General features: G+C 71.3%; 20 protein-coding genes. 12 read left to right on the forward strand and 8 right to left on the reverse strand.

The annotated features are described in order from the left end of the window. Positions 1 to 9: 9 nt before the first annotated feature. Complete coding sequence (locus ACFQO7_RS18490; RefSeq protein WP_376807509.1) at positions 10 to 1,017, reverse strand: ATP-binding cassette domain-containing protein; 1,008 nt, start codon at positions 1,015 to 1,017, stop codon at positions 10 to 12. 42 nt (positions 1,018 to 1,059) lie between these two features. On the opposite strand from ACFQO7_RS18490, the gene ACFQO7_RS18495 reads away from it, so the two are divergent. Together ACFQO7_RS18495 and ACFQO7_RS18500 are read left to right on the forward strand one after the other, a co-directional pair. Further along, positions 1,060 to 2,004 (forward strand): ABC transporter ATP-binding protein, encoded by a 945-nt coding sequence (locus tag ACFQO7_RS18495; protein ID WP_376807578.1) that lies wholly within the window; start codon positions 1,060 to 1,062, stop codon positions 2,002 to 2,004. A 56-nt stretch (positions 2,005 to 2,060) separates the two neighbouring features. Then, the gene (locus ACFQO7_RS18500; RefSeq protein ID WP_376807510.1) at positions 2,061 to 2,438 is read left to right on the forward strand and encodes a YccF domain-containing protein; all 378 of its coding nucleotides are present in this window, start codon (positions 2,061 to 2,063) and stop codon (positions 2,436 to 2,438) included. A 55-nt stretch (positions 2,439 to 2,493) separates the two neighbouring features. Here the strand turns inward: ACFQO7_RS18500 and ACFQO7_RS18505 are convergent, their stop codons facing one another. Continuing rightward, on the reverse strand, positions 2,494 to 2,970 hold the full coding sequence (locus ACFQO7_RS18505; RefSeq protein WP_376807511.1) for a DUF6232 family protein: 477 nt from the start codon (positions 2,968 to 2,970) through the stop codon (positions 2,494 to 2,496). Between the two features lie 80 nt (positions 2,971 to 3,050). Between ACFQO7_RS18505 and ACFQO7_RS18510 the strand changes: the two genes are divergently transcribed. Next, entirely contained in the window at positions 3,051 to 3,824 is a 774-nt protein-coding gene (locus tag ACFQO7_RS18510) for an enoyl-CoA hydratase-related protein (protein ID WP_203693619.1), read from the forward strand. Between the two features lie 157 nt (positions 3,825 to 3,981). After that, positions 3,982 to 5,613, forward strand: coding sequence for an acetolactate synthase (locus tag ACFQO7_RS18515; RefSeq protein WP_376807512.1), 1,632 nt, complete (start codon positions 3,982 to 3,984; stop codon positions 5,611 to 5,613). Between the two features lie 146 nt (positions 5,614 to 5,759). On the opposite strand, the gene ACFQO7_RS18520 is transcribed toward ACFQO7_RS18515, so the two are convergent. Further along, positions 5,760 to 6,167: a DUF6086 family protein gene (locus tag ACFQO7_RS18520; RefSeq protein ID WP_376807513.1), complete on the reverse strand. Its 408-nt coding sequence runs from the start codon at positions 6,165 to 6,167 to the stop codon at positions 5,760 to 5,762. A gap of 382 nt (positions 6,168 to 6,549) precedes the next feature. Continuing rightward, a complete protein-coding gene (locus ACFQO7_RS18525) occupies positions 6,550 to 8,607 on the reverse strand; it encodes a hypothetical protein (protein ID WP_376807514.1) in 2,058 nt (685 codons plus the stop codon). Between the two features lie 225 nt (positions 8,608 to 8,832). Between ACFQO7_RS18525 and ACFQO7_RS18530 the strand changes: the two genes are divergently transcribed. From ACFQO7_RS18530 to ACFQO7_RS18545, 4 genes are all read left to right on the forward strand, one after another. After that, a complete protein-coding gene (locus tag ACFQO7_RS18530) occupies positions 8,833 to 10,122 on the forward strand; it encodes an MFS transporter (RefSeq protein ID WP_376807515.1) in 1,290 nt (429 codons plus the stop codon). A 74-nt stretch (positions 10,123 to 10,196) separates the two neighbouring features. Next, positions 10,197 to 11,363 (forward strand): alanine racemase, encoded by a 1,167-nt coding sequence (locus tag ACFQO7_RS18535; RefSeq protein ID WP_376807579.1) that lies wholly within the window; start codon positions 10,197 to 10,199, stop codon positions 11,361 to 11,363. After that, entirely contained in the window at positions 11,360 to 12,667 is a 1,308-nt protein-coding gene (locus ACFQO7_RS18540) for a D-arabinono-1,4-lactone oxidase (protein WP_376807516.1), read from the forward strand. Before ACFQO7_RS18535 ends, ACFQO7_RS18540 begins: the two co-directional genes overlap by 4 nt. 67 nt (positions 12,668 to 12,734) lie before the next feature. Continuing rightward, the gene (locus tag ACFQO7_RS18545; protein WP_376807580.1) at positions 12,735 to 14,120 is read left to right on the forward strand and encodes a GH1 family beta-glucosidase; all 1,386 of its coding nucleotides are present in this window, start codon (positions 12,735 to 12,737) and stop codon (positions 14,118 to 14,120) included. Here the strand turns inward: ACFQO7_RS18545 and ACFQO7_RS18550 are convergent. The 3 genes from ACFQO7_RS18550 to ACFQO7_RS18560 are packed head-to-tail and all read right to left on the reverse strand — an operon-like array spanning position 14,117 to position 15,233. Next, entirely contained in the window at positions 14,117 to 14,518 is a 402-nt protein-coding gene (locus ACFQO7_RS18550) for a PLD nuclease N-terminal domain-containing protein (RefSeq protein WP_376807517.1), read from the reverse strand. The two genes, ACFQO7_RS18545 and ACFQO7_RS18550, sit on opposite strands and share 4 nt — an antisense overlap. Before the next feature lie 17 nt (positions 14,519 to 14,535). Further along, positions 14,536 to 14,844, reverse strand: coding sequence for a DUF202 domain-containing protein (locus ACFQO7_RS18555; RefSeq protein ID WP_376807518.1), 309 nt, complete (start codon positions 14,842 to 14,844; stop codon positions 14,536 to 14,538). Continuing rightward, on the reverse strand, positions 14,841 to 15,233 hold the full coding sequence (locus ACFQO7_RS18560; RefSeq protein WP_376807519.1) for a YidH family protein: 393 nt from the start codon (positions 15,231 to 15,233) through the stop codon (positions 14,841 to 14,843). Before ACFQO7_RS18560 ends, ACFQO7_RS18555 begins: the two co-directional genes overlap by 4 nt. A gap of 18 nt (positions 15,234 to 15,251) precedes the next feature. Between ACFQO7_RS18560 and ACFQO7_RS18565 the strand changes: the two genes are divergently transcribed. Beyond that, complete coding sequence (locus tag ACFQO7_RS18565; RefSeq protein WP_376807520.1) at positions 15,252 to 16,058, forward strand: GNAT family N-acetyltransferase; 807 nt, start codon at positions 15,252 to 15,254, stop codon at positions 16,056 to 16,058. Positions 16,059 to 16,084: 26 nt separating this feature from the next. Here ACFQO7_RS18565 and ACFQO7_RS18570 read toward each other — a convergent pair whose 3' ends face one another. Beyond that, a complete protein-coding gene (locus tag ACFQO7_RS18570) occupies positions 16,085 to 16,258 on the reverse strand; it encodes a hypothetical protein (RefSeq protein ID WP_376807521.1) in 174 nt (57 codons plus the stop codon). 314 nt (positions 16,259 to 16,572) lie between these two features. On the opposite strand from ACFQO7_RS18570, the gene ACFQO7_RS18575 reads away from it, so the two are divergent. The 3 genes from ACFQO7_RS18575 (at position 16,573) to ACFQO7_RS18585 (ending at position 19,665) form a co-directional block, all read left to right on the forward strand. Continuing rightward, positions 16,573 to 17,352: an electron transfer flavoprotein subunit beta/FixA family protein gene (locus ACFQO7_RS18575; protein ID WP_376807522.1), complete on the forward strand. Its 780-nt coding sequence runs from the start codon at positions 16,573 to 16,575 to the stop codon at positions 17,350 to 17,352. A 12-nt stretch (positions 17,353 to 17,364) separates the two neighbouring features. Continuing rightward, a complete protein-coding gene (locus tag ACFQO7_RS18580) occupies positions 17,365 to 18,321 on the forward strand; it encodes an electron transfer flavoprotein subunit alpha/FixB family protein (protein WP_376807523.1) in 957 nt (318 codons plus the stop codon). A gap of 180 nt (positions 18,322 to 18,501) precedes the next feature. Beyond that, the gene (locus ACFQO7_RS18585; protein ID WP_376807524.1) at positions 18,502 to 19,665 is read left to right on the forward strand and encodes a cysteine desulfurase family protein; all 1,164 of its coding nucleotides are present in this window, start codon (positions 18,502 to 18,504) and stop codon (positions 19,663 to 19,665) included. Positions 19,666 to 19,794: the final 129 nt, after the last annotated feature.

Below are 19,794 nucleotides of genomic sequence, written 5' to 3' on the forward strand. Positions count from 1 at the left end.
TGCGCTCGCTCATGCGTTCTCCCCGCTGCGTACGTCGAGGTCGATGAAGTTGTCGGCGGGTGGGCGGCGGCGGGTCGGCACGGCGATCTGCGGGGGCGCGTCGGCGGCGGGCCGGGTGCCGGTGAGGTCCAGGAAGACGCTCTCCAGGTCGGGGGTGAGCGGCGTCAGTTCGGTCACCCAGAGGCCGGCCCGGCCGAGCGTCTCGCTGATCGCGGCCGGGCCGCTGACGCCGCCGACGAACAGCACGCCGTCGGCGGACCGCACCGTCGCGCCCGCGGCCCGCAGCAACTGCGCGGCCTGCTCGGGGTCGGCTACCCGGACCAGGTGCTCGCCGGTGTCGTGACCGGCCAGCACGACGGACACGGGCCCGTGTGCGACCCGGCGGCCCCGGTCGATGATGGTCACCGAGTCGCAGACCTGCTCGATCTCGGACAGCAGGTGGCTGGAGAGCAGCACGGTCACGCCCTGCTCGGCCAGGTCGCTCATCAGGGTGCGCATGGCGTGGATGCCGGACGGGTCCAGCCCGTTCGCCGGCTCGTCGAGGATGAGCAGCTCGGGCCGCTTGAGCAGGGCGGAAGCGACGGCGAGCCGCTGGCGCATGCCGAGGGAGTACACCTTGACCGGCTCGTCGGCGCGGTCGCGCAGCCCGACGGTGGTCAGCACCTCGTCGACCCGGCCGCGGGGCAGCCCGCCCGCGGTGGCCAGCAGTTGGAGGGTCTTGCGGCCGCTGAACGGGGTGAAGAACGCCGGGCTCTCCACGATCGCGCCGACCCGGTGCGCCACGCTGCCGAAGTCGGCGCTGGGCGTGTCGAGGATGCGCATCACGCCCTCGTCGGGCCGCAGCAGGCCGAGCAGCGTACGCAGCGTGGTGGTCTTGCCCGAGCCGTTGGGCCCGAGGAAGCCGTGGACCTGACCCTTCTCGACGTACATGTCGAAGCCGTCGAGTGCGGTCTTCTCCTCGCGCCACAGGCTGTGGAACGTCTTGCACAATCCGCTGATCTCGATCACGGCGGTCACAGCGCCTCCCCCATCGGTCTGTGTGCCGCCTCACCGTATGTGATCCGGCGGCGCTCGTGGGGTCCCGGTGTCGGCCGGACTGTGATCTGGCTGGCAGGTCTGCACCCCGGCGGGGGCGGCCGTGATTGGATATCGGCTGTGTCAGGACTGCACCGCGTCGCTCAGACCGTCCACGAGGTCAACCGGGCCGTAGCCCCGGACGACCCCGATCTCGTGATCGCCGCCGAAGGCGTCGACGTCGTCCGCGAGGGCAAGCACCTGCTGCGGGACATCTCGTGGCGGGTGGAGCTGGACGAGCGCTGGGTGGTGCTCGGCCCCAACGGGGCGGGCAAGACCACGCTGCTGCACCTGGCCGCCGGCCGTGCGCACCCGACCAAGGGCGCCGTGTACGTGCTCGGCGAGCGCATCGGCCGCGTCGACATGCACGAGCTGCGCACCAGGATCGGCCTGTCCACGGCGGCGCTGGCCGAGCGGGTGCCCCCGGGCGAGCTGGTCCGCGACGTGGTGGTCACCGCGTCCTGGTCGGTGGTGGGCCGGTTCAAGGAGTCGTACGACCCGATGGACGAGGCCCGCGCCGGCGAACTGCTGGAGGAGTGGGGCATGGCCGGGCTGGCGCAGCGCCAGTACGGCACCCTGTCGGAGGGCGAGCGCAAGCGCACCCAGATCGCCCGTGCCCTGATGACCGACCCGGAGCTGCTGCTGCTGGACGAGCCCGCGGCGGGGCTGGACCTGGGCGGCCGGGAAGACCTGGTGGCGCGGCTGTCCGAGCTGGCGGCCGACCCGGACGCCCCGGCGCTGGTGCTGGTGACGCACCACGTCGAGGAGATCCCGCCGAGCTTCACCCACGCGCTGCTGCTGCGCGAGGGCGGCATCGTCGCGGCCGGACCAATCCCGGAGACGATCACGTCGGGCAACCTGTCGGCGACCTTCGGCCTGCCGCTGGAGGTCACCTCGGTCGACGGCCGGTTCACCGCCCGCGCCCGCTGACCGGCGTCTGGGCGGAACCGGCACCGGGCTTGCCCGGACCGGTCACGATCGTAGGTATGCGCACGCTCCTGAACATCCTGTGGTTCATCTTCGGCAGCGGCTTCCTACTGGCCATCGCGTACGGGCTGGCCGGCATCATCTGCTTCGTCCTGATCGTGACCATCCCGTTCGGCGTGGCCTCGTTCCGGATCGCCCGGTACGCGCTGTGGCCGTTCGGGTACACCATCGTGGAGAAGCCCAGCGCCGGGCTGGCCTCCACGCTGGCGAACGTCGTCTGGCTGATCGTGGCGGGCTGGTGGCTGGCGCTGACGCACATCGTCACCGGCATCGCGCTGTGCATCACGCTGATCGGCATCCCGTTCGGCGTCGCCAACTTCAAGCTGGTCCCCGCCGCGTTGTGGCCGCTCGGCCGGGAGATCGTCGAGCGTCCCTGACCGTCGCGCCGCGGCCGGGCCGTCCCCGACGCGGGACGGGCCGGCGGTGCGGGCGCTAGCGGTGCTGTTCGAGGGCGCGCTGGATGGAGCGGTAGATGCGGCCGAAGCGGGACTCGTCGGCTACGCGGAGCAGGAGCAGCTCGCGGCCGCGCCATACCGCCCAGATCTCGTGCATGGAGATGCCCTGGTCGTAGCTGTGGTCGAGGCGGTGCAGCGTCCACTCCAGCGCGGGACCGGCGAGGCCGACCAGCAGCACGACGACCGCCAGCGGCACCAGCACCCGCCCCGCCGCCCCCGGATCGCCGACGGTGGCGGCGACCAGGTAGATGAGCCCGAGCAGGGCCAGCACCGCGCCGACCACGACGCCGGCGTTCAGCGCGCCGCGCCCGGCCAGCCGGCGCACGGACCGCGGATCCGCGGTGATCTCGCGGTGCCAGACGTACTCCAGATCCTCGAGCCGGAAGACGCGGTCGTGGATGTGGATCGCGGTGGAGGTGACTTCCACCGCGGGATCGCGGTAATAGACGATCATCGCAGCCTCCGGCCCTCACGGTAGGCGATCCGTGCAAACCGCCTAAGCTCGTCCTATCGGCACTCGATGAGGAGGCAGCGGTGGGCGAGTTCGTGAACGTGGAAGTCGACGCAGGCATCGGCACCATCCGGTTGGAACGCCCGCCGATGAACGCGCTGAACGTCCAGGTCCAGGAGGAGCTGCGGGCCGCCGCCCAGGCCGTGACGACGGACAGCCGCATCGCCGCAGTCGTCGTCTACGGCGGACCGAAGGTCTTCGCGGCCGGCGCCGACATCAAGGAGATGGCGGACATGTCTTACGTGGACATGTCCGCTCGCGCCGGTGCGCTGAGCAGCGCCTTCGACGCAGTCGCCCGCATCCCGAAGCCGGTCGTCGCCGCGATCACCGGGTACGCCCTCGGCGGCGGTTGCGAACTGGCCCTGGCCTGCGACTGGCGGGTCGTCGCCGACGACGCCAAGCTCGGCCAGCCCGAGATCAAGCTGGGCATCATCCCCGGCGCGGGCGGCACCCAGCGGCTGGCGCGCCTGGTCGGCCCGGCCAAGGCCAAGGACATCATCTTCTCCGGTCGTATGGTCGACGCCGAGGAGGCGCTGGAGATCGGGCTCGCCGACCGGGTGTGCGCCGCCGACATGGTGTACGACCAGGCCAAGGCGCTGGTCGCCGGTTACGTGAACGGCCCCGCGCAGGCGCTGAAGGCGGCGAAGCTGGCCATCGACGGCGGCCTGGACCGCGACCTGGCCGCCGGGTTGGCCTGGGAGTCGCAGCTGTTCGCGGCGCTGTTCGCCACCGAGGACCGGCGCGAGGGCATGACCGCGTTCGTGGAGCGCCGCCAGCCGAAGTTCATCGGCCGCTGACACCGCCGCGACCGGGTTCCCTACCCGGTGTCGGCCTGCACCGGCGCGCCGCCGGGTCATCCGCGGCGCGCCGGGAGAGCACGTTCGCGAGTTTGTGAGTCCTCTTCATATTTTCTCGCGTGCTGGATAGGCTCCCGGCACACGAAGGGACACGGTCATGGCTGAGACCTCTGACAGCGCTGTTTCGGGCCACGGCGGGCAGCTGGCGCTCGCCGCCTTGCGGGCCGCGGGTGTACGCGAGCTGTTCACCCTCTCCGGGGGGCACGTCTTCCCGGTGTACGACGCGGCCCACCAGGACGGCTTCCCGCTCTACGACGTGCGGCACGAGCAGACCGCCGTGTTCGCCGCCGAGGCGGTCGCCAAACTGCAGCGCCGCCCAGGTGTCGCGGTGCTCACCGCCGGTCCCGGCGTCACCAACGGGGTCTCCGGCCTGACCAGCGCCTTCTTCAACGCCGCGCCGGTGCTCGTGCTCGGCGGCCGTGCTCCGCAGTTCCGCTGGGGTTCCGGGTCGCTGCAGGAGATCGACCACCTGCCGATCGTCGCCCCGGTCACCAAACACGCCGCCACCGTCACGTCCACCGACGACATCACCGCGGCCGTGACCACCGCGCTGGAGCACGCGCTCACCCCGCACCGCGGGCCGTCCTTCCTGGACCTGCCGCTGGAGGTCGTCTTCAGCACCGGCGACGGCAAGGCTGTCGCGCCGCAGGTCGGCGTCCTGGAGCCGGACCCGGACCTGGTCGAGCAGGCCGCCCGCCTCATCGCCGCCGCACAGCGCCCCGTGTTCATCGCCGGTTCCGACGTGTACGGCGGGGACGCGACCGAGGCGCTGCGGGCCGCCGCCGAGGCGCTGACCGTGCCCGTCTTCGCCAACGGCATGGGCCGCGGCTCGCTGCCCCCGAGCCACCCACTGGCCTTCGCCAAGTCCCGTCGCAAGGCCCTGGACGGGGCCGACGTGGTCGTCGTCGTGGGCACCCCGCTCGACTTCCGGCTCGGGTTCGGCGACTTCGGCGCCGCCCAGGTCGTGCACATCGTGGACGCGCCGAGCCAGCGCGCCGGGCACGTCACCGTCGCCGTCTCGCCCGCCGGTGACCTGCGCACGATCCTGACCGGCCTCGCGGCGTACGCGGGGGAGCGGGTGGACCACGGGGACTGGGTGGCCGTGCTGCGTGCCGCCGAGCAGGCCCAGGTCGCCAAGCACGAGCTGGAGATGCAGGCCGATACCGAGCTGATCAAACCGGCCCGGGTCTACGGCGAGCTGCGCAAGGTGCTGGCCGCCGACGCGGTCACCATCGGCGACGGCGGCGACTTCGTCTCGTACGCCGGGCGCTACCTGGAGCCTTCCGTCCCCGGCAGCTGGCTCGACCCCGGCCCGTACGGCTGCCTCGGCACCGGCATGGGCTACGCCATGGGCGCTCGCGTCACCTACCCCGACCGCCAGATCTGCGTCCTGATGGGCGACGGCGCGGCCGGTTTCTCCCTGATGGACGTCGAGTCCCTGGTCCGGCAGAAGCTGCCGGTCGTCATGGTCGTCGGCAACAACGGCATCTGGGGCCTGGAGAAGCACCCCATGCGCGCCATGTACGGCTACGACGTCGCCGCCGATCTCCAGCCCGGCCTGCGCTACGACGAGGTCGTCAAGGCCCTCGGTGGCGGCGGCGAAACCGTCGCCAAGGCCGCCGACCTCCCCGCCGCCCTGTCCCGCGCCTTCTCTGCCGGCGTCCCCTACCTCGTCAATGTCATCACCGACCCCGACGACGCCTACCCCCGCTCCGCCAACCTCGCCTAAAGCCGAAGGAAGGGCACCTTCTTATCGCTACGCGTATAAGAAGGTGCCCTTCTTAACGGGTTTGGTCACGACCTGCGACAGGTCCTCCCGCAGAGGGGTCCGGCGGGCGATCGTCCGGCGAGTGATGGTCCATCCGCCGCTGATGCCTACCCCCGCGCTGTGCGGGCGCACGGGTGATGGCCGATCGCGATCAGGTCGCCCCCCATGCTGTGTTGCAGACCCTCCGCCCCGTGTCGTAGGTGCACGAAGCGTGGCGGCACGTCGAGCCATACCCCCGACGCCCGCGCGTCCACGATGAGCACAAGCTGCACGATTCCCGCGACCATGACGTGCGGCACCTGCGAATCCACCCTGGCGAGCTGCTCCAGCAGGGCTCGTGCGAACTCGCGCCAGCGCTGCGCGTCGACGTACAGGAAGTCGGCGTCCGGTCCGATCATGCCGCTGTCCAGTCCGAACACGTCTTCCAGCAGCCGCACCTGGCCCGCGAACAGCCTCGCCGACACCATTCCCGCATCCCAGACCGTGACCCCGTCGCACTCCACGAGCATGCCCATCCGCTCCTCCTCTCACCGCGACCGTGTGCCAGTCTCCCCGGCACCGGCCAAACGCGGCCGCCCAGATTCGGATCTAGCAGAGTTGTGGTCGTCAGAACGACCACAACTCTGCTAGATCCGCTAGTCGGAGCCGCGATTCAGCGGTGCGGGCCCGGCCCGTTAGAAGCCGGAACCGCGCCGGGGCCCGCCGCGCGGCCCTCGGCCACGCCGACGCGGTCACGCAGGACCGCACCGCCGGACTCGGCGCACCCGCGCCGGCCTGCCCCGCCCGTGACCGGGCACCACTCCCGACAGCCGTCGAGCTCCTGCCCACCGCTTGGAGCGTTAAGAAGGGCACCGTCCACAACGCATAGCGATGTGAAGGTGCCCTTCCTTTCGTTCGTCAGGCGGTTGCGGGTTCTTGGGCGGGTTCGGCGGTCGGGGTGGTGGCGGTGGTGCGGCCCGGGACGAGGACCGCGCCGAGGGCCCAGGGGATCCAGGCGACCTCGGTCAGCACGCGCAGCAGGGCAGGGGAGACCGGCAGCCATGGGATCATGATCAGCCCGTGGTCGATCGCGCCGAGCAGCGCGAAAGCGGCCACGATCAGCGTGGTCGTGCCCAGCTTGCGGGCGCGGGTGGTGCGCAGGGCCAGGCCGAGCAGGGCGAAGCCGACGCTGTACAGGGCGAGGCCGATCGGGTGCAGGACGCTGCCCATCTCGACGGTGCCGAAGACGCCGACGGTCAGGCCGCCCACCGCCAGCAGCAGCCCGAGCAGCGCGCGCTTGGAGTCGCGCAGGCGGCGGTAGTAGAGGCCGATCGCCAGCAGGCCGAGCACGACCGCGCCGCCGAACGCCCACTTCACCTCGATGCGCGCCAGCCCGGAGGCGGCGTACTCGCCGTACCAGTCGCAGTCGGAGGGCAGGTGCTGCCGTCCGCCGTCGTAGCCGGCGCAGGCGTACATCTTCAAAGTTCCGGCGGGCTCGCCGAAGTAGCGGTGCGAGCCGATGGCGGGCAGGTCGTCGTCGCCGCAGGCGGGCACGGTGCGGATGTTCGTGGCGGACATGTCCGTCCAGCAGCTGCCGACGCCCTGCCCGTCCCACCAGAAGTTCAGCCCGTTCGGCTTGGCCTCGCCCTGCTCGCTGACGCCCATGACGTTGTCGAGGTAGCGGTTGTGGTGCGAGGTGTCGAACTGCTGGGCGAACTCGGTGTCGTTGCGCACGAAGCCGGGCACGAAGCTGGTCACGAACCCGGAGTACCGGTTGCCGTAGATGTGGTTGCCGCGCCAGATGTTGTAGTTGCCGCCCGGGTTGACCACGCCCGCGCCGACCGGCAGGCCGACCGCCGGGCAGACGACGCCCTGCTCGTATCCGCGCTCGGCGAAGGGCTTCTTGCAGGTGCCGTCGACGATGTGCCGGTAGTAGTCGGTGTTGTTGTTCGCGATGACGTTGTTCTCGAACTTCGAGTGGTTCTGCGGCATGCCGGGGTGGTCGGGGAAGGCGCTGTCGGTGGCGATGCCCGCGGTGTTCTCGGTGAAGACGCTGTCGTGCACCCAGACCGAGTCGCCGGCGGTGCCGGAGTAGCCCAGCGTGTTGTGGTGGCCGTGGCAGCGCTGGATCTCGACGGCGTAGCGGGGCACGTCGTGGCCCCGGTCCTTGTTGATGTTCGAGGCGGCGCCCGGATAGAAGGCGGAGTCGCCGTTGCCGTAGCCCTCGCAGTCGGTGTAGAGGCCGTGGTCGACGGCGAAGGTGAGGAAGGCGTACTCGTCGTTCCAGCGGCCCATGGTCCGGTCGACCACGAAGCCGTCGGTCTCCATGATGTAGAAGGCGTTGAACTGCGCCCGCTGCGCGGACATGTTGCGGAAGTAGACGCCGTCGGCGTTGTCGGCCCGGATCGCGTTGAGCTTCTTGTACTGCGCGTCGACGAGCACGTCTTCCGGCTTCGCGCCGGTGCCTTCGAGCTGGAGGTTCTTCTTGCCCAGGATGGCCACCAGGTTGGCCAGGTGCGGGCAGGCGAGCTGCTGGTCCCAGGTGAGCACCGGGTAGCCGTAGATGCGGCCGCGCACCGCGCCGTTCTCCATGGCGGCGCACTCGGGGCTGGCCGGGGCGATGCTCGGCTCCTCCAGGTACACCCCGGGCAGGATCTTGATGTTCGTGCCGGGCAGGTGGGCGGCGTCCACGGCCTGCTGGATGTGGCGGTAGCCGTCCTTCTGGCACTGCGTCCACAGCTGCTCGTTCGCGGCCTTGAGCTCGGCCGGGTAGCCGGCGACGCGGGCGGCGAAGTCGGCCGGGTCGGTCTTGCAGACGAGCAGCGTGGGCCCGGTGGTGCGGTAGGTGGGCACGCTGCCGGTGCCGTCCAGCTCGCGGGTGGGCCGCTCCTCGTGGGCGGAGGCCGTGCCGGTCGGACCGAGTATGGCGATCGCCGCCACGGCGACGATGCCGAGCAGACGTGTGTATGCCTTCATGGCGGCGGAGCCTAGAGAAGGTTTCACGTTCTCGCTAGACCCCGCGACGCGACACGCTGCCGTTCATCTGTCCGGGTGGCGAGCCTGGTGCAAACATGAAAAGTTCTCTAAACTCCGCGCGACGGGAATCACACCTGGCCCTAGGGACCCCCCCATGAGCGAGCGCAGCGAGCGAATCTGCAGGCTCAGCGAACATGCCGCCGACGAGCGAAGCGAGGAGAAGGCATGACCGAGCCGGCCACGCTCACTTCGGCTGACCCCGCAATGCCCCCGCCCGCCCCGTTCGCCGAGCCGGAACGCCCGGTCACCGGCCGGTGGATCAGCCTGTTCGCGCTGGGCTGGCTGGGCATCTGGATGGCCCAGCTGACCCCCGTGCAGCTGCTGCTGCCGATCCAGGTCGAGGCGCAGCTCAAGTCCGCGGACTGGGTGGACAACGTGGTGGCGTTCGGTGTGGTGTCGGGCATCGCGGGCGCGTTCGCACTGGTCGCGTACCCCCTGACCGGTGCCCTGTCGGACCGCACGGTGTCGCGCTTCGGCCGCCGCCGTCCCTGGATCGTCTTCGGCGCCCTGCTGTTCGCGGCCTCGCTGGTGGTGCTCGGCCGGCAGGACGGCATCGTCGGCATCGGCGTCTGGTGGACGCTGACCCTGGTCGGCTTCTGCGTGCTCACCGCGGCGCTCACCGCCACCATCTCCGACCAGGTGCCGGTCGGCCAGCGCGGCTACATCTCGGGCTGGATCTCCGCCCCGCAGGCGATCGGCACCATCCTCGGCATCGTGCTGGTCACCGAGCTGGCGCTGAGCCAGTTCATCGGCTACTCGCTGATGGCCGGGCTGCTCGTGCTGCTGGTGCTGCCGTTCGTGCTCGGCGCGCCCGACGAGGTGCTGCCGCGCGCGGCCCGGCCGCCGTTCAGCTTCCGTGACCTGGCCGCCGGGTTCTGGATCAGCCCGCGGCGTCACCCCGACTTCGGCTGGACGCTACTGAGCCGCATCCTGGTCAACATCGGCAACGCCCTGGGCACCACGCTGCTGCTCTACTTCCTGATGTACCACGTCAAGGTCGAGAAGGCCGAGGACGAGCTGCTCGTCCTGACGCTGATCTACATGCTGTTCGTCGTGCTGGCCGCGCTGTTCCTCGGCCGGCTGTCCGACCGTTTCGGACGGCGCAAGGTCTTCGTTCTCGTCTCGTCGGGTCTGCAGGGCGTCGCGGCGGTGCTGCTGGCGTTCTTCCCGAACCTGACCGTCGCCACCGTCGGCGCGGGCCTGCTCGGCCTGGGCTACGGCTGCTTCCTGTCGGTGGACCAGGCGCTGGCCACCCAGGTGCTGCCGGACCCGGCGGCGCGCGGCAAGGATCTCGGCATCATGAACATCGCCACCGCGGTGCCGCAGGCGGTGGCCCCACTGCTCGGCGCGTTCGTCGTGGCGCAGTGGGGCGGTTTCGGGACGCTGTACCTGGCGTCCGGGGTGATCTCGGTGCTCGGCGCGCTCGCCGTGCTGCCGGTGAAGGGAGTGCGCTGATGACGCTGGCGCTGCAGGTGTCGGCCCCGTCCACGGCCCGGCCGTGGGAGGACGCCGACGCGTACTGGTCGGCCATGAACGCGGCGACCGCGGCGCTGGATCCGGTGTTCGGCGCGGTGAACCTGGCCGCGCTGTCGTACAACGCGCACGACCTGGCCCGCCGCGCGAACGGCGTGCCGATCCGCGTCGCCAGCAAGTCGGTGCGCTGCCGGGGTGTGCTCGACGCGGTGCTGGCGATGCCGGGCTACCGCGGCGTGCTGGCGTACACGCTGGCCGAGGCGCTGTGGCTGGCGGAGACGATCGACGACGTGGTGGTCGGCTATCCCACCGCCGACCGGGCCGCCGTCGCGGCGCTGGCCGCCTCACCCGAGCTGGCCGCCCGGGTGACCATCATGATCGACTCGGTGGAGCACCTGGACCTGGTGGACAGCGTGGTCGCGCCGACCGCGCGGCCGGACATCCGGGTCGCCATCGAGCTGGACTCGTCGTACAAGTCGAAGCTGCTCGGGCACATCGGGGTGTGGCGCTCGCCGGTGCACCGGGCCGAGCAGGCCCGCGCGCTGGCCGAGGTCGTCGTGGCCCGGCGCGGCTTCCGGCTGGTCGGCATGATGGGGTACGAGGCCCAGGTCGCCGGGCTCGGCAACGCCCCGAAAGGCAGCCCGCTGCGGGGCGCGATGGTGCGAGCGTTGCAGCGCTCCTCCATGGCCGAGCTGGTCGAGCGGCGCGCGGCGGCCGTCGCGGCGGTGTCCGAGCTGGCCCCGCTGGAGTTCGTCAACGGCGGTGGCACCGGCAGTCTGGAGGCCACCGGCGCGGATCGCTCGGTTACCGAGGTCGCCGCCGGTTCGGGGCTGTTCGGCCCGCATCTGTTCGACAACTACGCCCACTTCACCCCGGCTCCTGCGGCCGCCTTCGCACTGCCCGTGGTGCGCCGCCCCGCCCCGGACCGGGTGACCCTGCTCGGTGGGGGCTGGATCGCCTCCGGGCCGCCCGGCGTGGACCGGCTCCCGCAGGTGGTGTGGCCCGCCGGGCTGACGATGGTGCCCCGCGAGATGGCCGGAGAGGTGCAGACCCCGGTGGTGGGCGAGCCCGCGACCCGGTTGCGCCTGGGCGACCGGGTGTGGCTGCGGCACACCAAGGCGGGCGAGCTGTCCGAGCACGTCAACGAGCTTCACCTGATCGACGCGGACACGGTGGCCGGGGCACTGCCCACGTACCGTGGTGAAGGAAAGGCCTTCCTATGAGCAGCACCGTGTGGCGCAACTGGAGCCGGATCGAGAGCGTGACCCCGGCGCGGGTGGCGTACCCCGGCAGCCCCGACGAGGTGGTGCAGGCCATCGCCGCCGCGCGCGCCGACGGGCTGCGGGTCAAGCCGATCGGCGCCGGCCACAGCTTCACCGGCATCGCCGTCGCTCCCGGCGTGCAGCTCGACCTGCGCAACCTGCAGGGCGTGCTCGCCGTCGACGAGCAGCGCCACCGCGTCAAACTCGCCGCGGGCACCCACCTCTACCGGCTGCCCGAGCTGCTCAAGCCGTACGGGCTGGCGCTGCAGAACATGGGCGACATCGACGCGCAGACGATCGCAGGCGCGACCTCGACCGGCACGCACGGCACCGGGCACGCGTTCGGCGGCCTGGCCACGCAGATCGTCGCGGTCACCCTCGCCACCGCCGACGGCGGCACCCTGGAGATCTCCGAGAACAGCAACCCGGAGCTGCTCGACGCGGCCCGCCTCGGGCTGGGCGCGCTCGGGGTGCTGCTCGACATCACCGTGCAGTGCGTGCCCGCGTTCCAGCTGCAGGCGGTCGAGAAGCCGGAACCGCTGGCCGAGGTGCTGGCGCAGTGGGAGCAGCGGGGGACGGGCGCGGACCACTTCGAGTTCTACTGGTTCCCGCACACGCAGACCGCACTCGCCAAGACCAACACCCGGCTGCCGATGGACGCGCCGCGCAAGCCGCTCGGCGGCTTCCAGCGCTGGCTCGACGACGACCTGATGTCCAACACCGTCTTCAACTGGGTCTGCCACCTGGGCAAGGCCGTGCCCGCGCTGACCCCGCCGATCAACCGGCTGGCCCAGCGGCTCACCAACAACCGGGAGTTCACCGACGTGTCCACGTCGGTCTTCACCACCAAGCGCGAGGTGCGCTTCCGGGAGATGGAGTACGCCCTGCCGCGCGAGGAGGTGCCGGACGTGCTGCGCGCGCTGGACCGCCTGATCAACCAGAACGGCTGGCGCATCTCGTTCCCGGTCGAGGTGCGCGTCGCCGCGCCCGACGACATCTGGCTGTCCACCGCGCACGGCCGCGAGACCGGATACGTGGCGATCCACCGGTTCTTCAAGGAGGACCCGCACACTTACTTCCGCCTCGCCGAGCAGATCTTCCGCGCGCACGGCGGCCGGCCGCACTGGGGCAAGATGCACTACCAGGACGCGAGCACGCTCGCGCCGACGTACCCCCGGTTCGGCGACTTCCTCGCCGTGCGCGACAAGCTCGACCCCGAGCGCGTCTTCGCCAACGACTACCTGGACCGGGTGCTGGGCGCGTGAGCGAGCGCAGCGAGCGAACCATGTCGCCGATCGACGCCGCCGACGAGCGCAGCGAGGAGAAGGCGTGATGGATCCGAGCATCCCCAAGGACTTCCAGCTCGGTGTTGCCACGGCGGCGTACCAGATCGAGGGTGCGGTGGCCGAGGGCGGGCGCGGGGTCTCGGTCTGGGACACGTTCTGCGCCCAGCCTGGCCGGGTGCTCGGCGGCGACACCGGGGCGGTCGCCTGCGACCACTACCACCGCTACGAGCAAGACCTTGATCTGGTACGCGAACTCGGCGCGGACGCGTACCGCTTCTCCATCGCGTGGCCGCGGATCCAGCCCGACGGTTTCGGACCGGCCAACCCGGACGGTATGGCCTTCTACGACCGGCTGGTCGACGCGATGCTGGCTCGCGGCATCGAACCGGTGGCCACCCTGTTCCACTGGGACACCCCGCAGGCCCTGGAGGACGCGGGCGGCTGGCTGTCGCGCGACACCGCGGAGCGTTTCGGCGAGTACGCCGCCCTGATGGGGGCGCGCCTGGGCGACCGGGTCGGCAAGTGGATCACCATCAACGAGCCGCACTCGGTGACCCTGGCCGGCTACGCGACCGGCGCGCACGCCCCTGGCCACGCCCTGCTGTTCGACGCCCTGCCCGCGGCGCACCACCAGCTGCTCGGCCACGGCCTCGCCGTGCGGGCGCTGCGCGCCGCGAACGTAGCCGGGCAGATCGGCATCACCAACGTGCACACGCCCGTGGCGCCCGCCTCGGACCGTCCCGAGGATCAGCTCGCCGCCGCCCTGTACGACCTCATCGCGAACCGGGTCTTCGAGGACCCGGTGCTGCTCGGCCGCTACCCGCAGGCCCCGGAACCGTTCACGGAGCTGTTCGGCGCGTTCGGCGACGTGCCCGCCGAGGACCTCGCGGTGATCGGCTCACCGCTGGACTTCTACGGCGTCAACTACTACTACCCGTCCCGGGTGGGCATGGCAGACCCGGACGCGGCCACCGACCACACGCCCGAGGGCGACTTCGCCCGGGTCGGCGAGCTGCCGTTCGCGTTCGCCGAGATCGAAGGCGTGCCGCGGACCGGGTTCGGCTGGCCGGTCAGCCCCGCCGGGCTCGGCGACACCCTCGATGAACTGTCCGAACGCTACGGTGACCGGCTGCCGCCGGTGTACATCACCGAGGGCGGGGCCAGCTTCCCCGACGAGGTCGCCCCGGACGGCTCGGTGCCCGACCCGCAGCGCGTCGACTACCTGCGCGAGCACCTCGCGGTGGCGCTGCGCAAACGGGCGGACGGCCTCGACCTGCGCGGCTACTTCGTGTGGAGCCTGCTCGACAACTTCGAGTGGGCAGCCGGCTACAGCCAGCGCTTCGGGCTGGTGCACGTCGACTACCCGACGCAGCGGCGTACGCCCAAGGAGTCCTTCCGCTGGCTCGCGCGAAGGCTGCGCGAACGCGGCTAGTCCTCGGATTTGTCCTGCTTGCGCAGCTCCTCTTCGCGGCGGCGCAGGTCCATCTCCCACTTGCTCAGCAGCTCACGGTCGGCGGCCGCGGTCTCCCGCTGCTCCTTGGCGAGCTTGCGCAGGAACTCCGGGTCGTCGTCGGGGGCCAGGCCCCGGCCCGGCCGCTGGTGCTCCGGGAAGCCGCTGCCCTGCCGCCACACCTGCGGATTCGGCGTGCGCTCCTTGCCCACCACGAACCAGGCGATCGCCCCGATCGGGGAGAACAGCAGGATGATGAGCACCCAGCCCCAGCGCGGCAGCGCGTTCAGGCGGTGCTCCTCGGCGGACAGGCAGCTGATCAGCGCGGCCACCGTCAGCACGATCTCGGCGAGGAAGATGAACATCCACAGGCGTCCCACGGCGTAGAGCGTAGACCTCACCAGAGGATGAGCAGTACCCCCAACAGACCCATCAGCACACAGCAGAGCGTGACCGCCGCGACCGCCCGCGCCAGCCCGACCGGCTCCGGCCGGGCCATCGCCCGGATCCGCCGCTGCGCCACCAGCAGCAACGCCAGCCAGCACAGCAGGCCGAGCGCGAGTCCCAGCGCGCCGGCATCGTCGAGCCCGCGTTCGAAGGCGAGCCGGAACAGCAGCAGCGCGCACGCCGTGCCCGACAGCACGGTGCGCCGCCAGGCCAGCCGGGTGCGTTCCGGCGACGCGCCGTGGTCGGCCGGGGCGCTCATCGGGCGCGGTAGAGGTCGATGAAGACCTCGACCAGCAGCGCCAGCGACCCGAGCGCGACCACGATCGCGAGCACGGCCGGGAACCGCGACGGTGGCAGCGGCCGGTTGTTGCGCATCGCGATCTCGCAGCGGATCCAGTGGTCGACGGCGCGCAGCGCGCAGCCCACCCCGAGCAGGATCAGCGCCACGCCGAGGATCCTCGTCATGTGCGGCACGGTCATCGGCGGCAGGAACTGGGCCACCACCAGCCCACCGCCGATCATGGCGAGGCCGGTGCGGATCCAGGCGAGGAAGGTGCGCTCGTTGGCCAGGGAGAAGCGGTAGTCGGGAGTCTGCCCTGTTTCATGAACTTCGCGCGGATCAAACCAGTTGCGCACCCTAGCCAGCACCTTCCTAGTATCAAGGCGATGACTTCTGAACTTGATACCGACGCCCTGCTGAGGGCGTACGACGAGCAACTGCGCACCGAGATCCCCGACCCCCTGCCCGCCGGCATGGTCGTCGAGTGGGACGGCCCGGTGGTCCGGATGAGCGGCCTCGACCGCGGCGGATTCGTCACCTATCGCGACGTCTCCCACCTGAGCGGCCCCGAACTCGACGCGCTCATCGCGCGCCAGCGTGACCACTTCGCCGCCCGCGGCGAGGAGGTCGAGTGGAAGCTGCGTGGCCACGACCTGCCCGCCGACTTGCCGGATCGCCTGGTGGCGGCCGGGTTCGTGCCCGACGAGCTGGAGACGGTGATCATCGGGCTGGCCGAGCCGCTGGCGTCGCCCCCGGTCCTGCCGGAGGGTGTGACGCTGCGCGAGGTGACCTCGCGGGCCGACCTGGAGCGGATCGGGGCGATGGAGGAGGCGGTCTGGCAGGAGGACCGCAGCCACCTGGTCTTCGGGCTGGAGAAGGAGCTGGCCGCGGACCCCCGGGGGCTGACCATCGTGATCGCCGAGGCCGGGGACGAGGTGGTCTGCGCCGGGTGGATCCGGTACGAGAAGGGCACCGAGTTCGCCGGGCTGTGGGGCGGGTCGACGCTGGAGCAGTGGCGGGGGCGCGGCATCTACAAGGCGATGGTGGCGCACCGGGCGATCCGGGCGGTGGAGCGCGGGTTCAAGTACCTGCAGGTGGACGCGTCGGCGGACAGCCGGCCGATCCTGGAGCGGCTGGGCATGGTCGCGGTGACCACGACCACGCCGTACATCTGGAAGCCGGCAGCCGCGTAACGCCCACCGCTCGCAGCCTCGCTCGGTCAGGTGCGGGCGTGCCAGAGGTCGCGGATCGTGTCGCGGACACAGTCGTCGCGTAGGCGGCCACAGGTGCACAGGTGTTCGTCGGGCTCAGGCTGCCGGTGGTGCTCCGCCTCGGGCGGCAGGCCCGGATCCGTGGTGGGGCGGCCCGGCAGGGGTGCGGTTTGCGTGCTCATGTCATGACACCTCCTGCTAGGCGTGACTCTACGGGATGGGCATCATGGCGGGGTGACGTCTGTCACTATTGGCGGCCGTCCTGGCGGGTAGGTGAGCAGGGGTCATAAATTACTCGTCAGTAACCTGCTTCGCGAAGGGGCTCGTCCCAGCGATCCGCCTGAAACGGCCGGACCGTCGAGGGCTCCCACTCGCGCCGGGTCGGTAAAAGTGGCAACGTCCACAGCCGGTCTAGCTTGACCCGTGACGTGTCAGGAGACAGGCTCGCGGCGAGGGCATGAACGTCCGTTCAACTCAGGAGGGTCGTCAGAGCGCGATGAAGATCGTCGTACTTGTCAAGCAGGTGCCGGACTCCGGCGCCGAGCGCAATCTGCGCGCGGACGACAACACCGTCGACCGTGCCTCGGCCAACAACGTCATCAACGAGATGGACGAGTACGCCATCGAGGAGGCGCTGCGGCTGCAGGAGGCGCACGGCGGTGAGGTGACCGTGCTGACCATGGGTCCGGACCGGGCCACCGAGTCGATCCGCAAGGCGCTGTCCATGGGCCCCGACGCGGCCGTGCACGTGCTCGACGACGCCCTCGCCGGCACCGACGCGCTGGGCACCAGCAAGGTGCTCGCCGCCGCCATCAGCGAGCTGGCCCCCGACCTGGTCATCTCCGGCGCGGAGTCGACCGACGCCCGCGGCCAGGTCATGCCGCACATGCTGGCCGAGCGGCTCGGCTTCGCGGCGCTGACCGGCGCGCGCAAGCTCACCGTCGAGGGCTCGCGGCTGACCGTCGAGCGCCAGACCGAGGAGGGGTACGAGGTCGTCACGGCCGCCACCCCCGCGATCGTGAGCGTGTGGGACACCATCAACGAGCCGCGCTACCCGTCCTTCAAGGGCATCATGGCCGCCAAGAAGAAGCCGGTGGCCACCAAGTCGCTGGCCGACCTCGGTGTCGCCGCCGACCAGGTGGGCTGGGCGGGCGCCGCCACCACCGTGCTGTCGCACAGCAAGCGCCCGGCGCGCAGCGCCGGCCAGAAGGTCGCCGACTCCGGTGAGGGCGGCGTCGCGCTGGTCGATTACCTGTCGTCCGAGAAGTTCGTCTGAGAGGCGCCGACAATGGCTGAGGTTCTGGTAGTCGTCGAGTCCTCCGGCGGCACGGTCAAGAAGGTCACGCTGGAGATGCTGACCCTGGCGCGCTCGCTCGGCGAGCCCGCCGCGGTGGTGCTGGGCGCGCTCGGCACGGCCGCTCCGCTCGTCGACAAGCTCGGCGAGTACGGCGCGACGAAGGTCTACGCCGCCGAGAGCACCGAGATCGACGAGCACCTGGTCGCCCCCAAGGCCACCGCGCTCGCGCAGCTGGTCAAGGCCGTCTCCCCGGCGGCCGTGCTGATCGGCTCGACCCAGGAGGGCAAGGAGATCGCGGGCCGGCTCGCGGTCAAGCTGGACAACGGCGTGCTCACCGACGTGGTCGAGCTGGCCGCCGACGGCACCGCCACCCAGGTCGCCTTCGCGGGCTCGACCATCGTCAAGTCCAAGGTCACCAAGGGCCTGCCACTGGTCACCGTACGGCCGAACTCGCTCACGCCCAGCCCCGCCGCGGCCTCGCCGTCGGTGGAGCAGGTCGAGGTGGTGTTGGCCGACTCCGACAAGCTGGCCGTGGTCAGCAAGCGCGTCGCCGAGGCCAAGGGTGCCCGCCCGGAGCTGACCGAGGCGTCGATCGTCGTCTCCGGTGGCCGCGGTGTCGCCTCGGCGGAGAACTTCAAGATCATCGAGGAGCTGGCCGACCTGCTCGGCGCGGCCGTCGGCGCGTCGCGCGCGGCGACCGACTCCGGCTTCTATCCGCACGCCTACCAGGTCGGGCAGACCGGCAAGACGGTGTCGCCGCAGCTCTACATCGCGGTCGGCATCTCCGGCGCGATCCAGCACCGGGCCGGCATGCAGACCTCGAAGACCATCGTCGCGGTGAACAAGGACACCGAGGCGCCGATCTTCGAGCTGGCCGACTTCGGCGTCGTGGGCGACCTCAACCAGGTCGTGCCGCAGGCTTCCGAGGAGATCCGCAAGCGCCGCTGACGGCGTACGCAACATCGAAGGGCCCCGCGGTCATTGGCCGCCGGGGCCCTTCGCCATGTCATGGCTGGTGACAGGGGTTGCCGGGCCGTCACTGCCATCGGCCGGAGGTGTCCGGCGGGCCATGCCCGGCACACTCCTGGGATACGGGTAAGCACCCTTACGGCTAGGCTTGGCGACGAGATGGCCTACCTTGATCATGCGGCGACCACGCCGATGCTGCCTGAGGCGCTGGACGCCTACGTCGCGACCGCGCGTGAGGTCGGCAACGCCTCGTCGTTGCACGGCCCGGGCCGTGCTGCCCGCCGACTGGTCGAGGAGTCGCGCGAGCGCATCGCGGCGGTGCTGGGCGCACGTCCGTCCGAAGTGATCTTCACGGGCGGCGGCACCGAGAGCGACAACCTCGCCGTCAAGGGCGTCTACTGGGCCCGCCGCCCGCTCGGGCGCACCAAGGTCCTGGCCGGCGCGGTCGAGCACCACGCGGTGCTGGACGCGGTGCACTGGCTCGGCGAGCACGAGGGCGCCGAGGTGGTCTCGCTGCCGGTCGACCAGGAGGGCCGGGTGCGGCCCGAGGTGCTGGCAGAGGCCCTGGACGACACGGTCGCGCTGGTCACCGTCATGTGGGCCAACAACGAGGTCGGCACGGTCCAGCCGATCGCCGAACTGGCCGCGCTCGCGGCCGCGCGCGGCGTGCCGCTGCACACCGACGCGGTGCAGGCCGTCGGCCAGGTGCCGGTGGACTACGCAGCGAGCGGCGTCGCCGCGCTCACGCTCACCGGGCACAAACTGGGCGGCCCGCTCGGCGTCGGCGCACTGCTGCTGGGCCGCGACGTCGCCTGCACCCCGCTGCTGCACGGCGGCGGCCAGGAACGCGACGTCCGCTCCGGCACACTGGACGTGCCCGGCATCGTCTCCTTCGCCTGCGCCGTCGAGCACGCCGTCAAGCACCAGGAGCAGCATGCGCAACGGCTCGCCGCGCTGCGCGACGAGCTGATCGAGCGGGTGCGCGCCGTCGTCCCCGACGCGGTGCTCAACGGCGCGCCGGCCGACGAGCCCGGTGCCCGGCTGCCCGGCAACGCGCACTTCAGCTTCCCCGGCTGCGAGGGCGACGCCCTCCTGCTGCTGCTCGACGCCCAGGACATCGCCGTCTCCACCGGCTCGGCCTGCTCCGCCGGCGTTGCCCAGCCGTCGCACGTCCTCCTCCAGATGGGCGCCGACCCCCTCTCCGCCCGCTCGTCCCTGCGCTTCACCCTCGGCCACACCACCACCCGCGCCGACCTGGACGCCCTCATCACCGCCCTCCCCGCAGCAGTCGACCGCGCCCGCCGCGCCGGCATGTCCCGCTGACCCACCCGCTCTCACTCCGCGTTGATCATGAACTTATGGCACGGCTCGACGGCGAGTCTGCGCCACAACTTCATGATCATCTAGTCGGGTGCGGTTCGGTCGCGGCGTGTGCGCGCTCGGTACCGGATG

It is taken from the genome of Catellatospora aurea (assembly GCF_042663325.1).
Classification (GTDB): Bacteria; Actinomycetota; Actinomycetes; order Mycobacteriales; family Micromonosporaceae; genus Catellatospora; species Catellatospora aurea.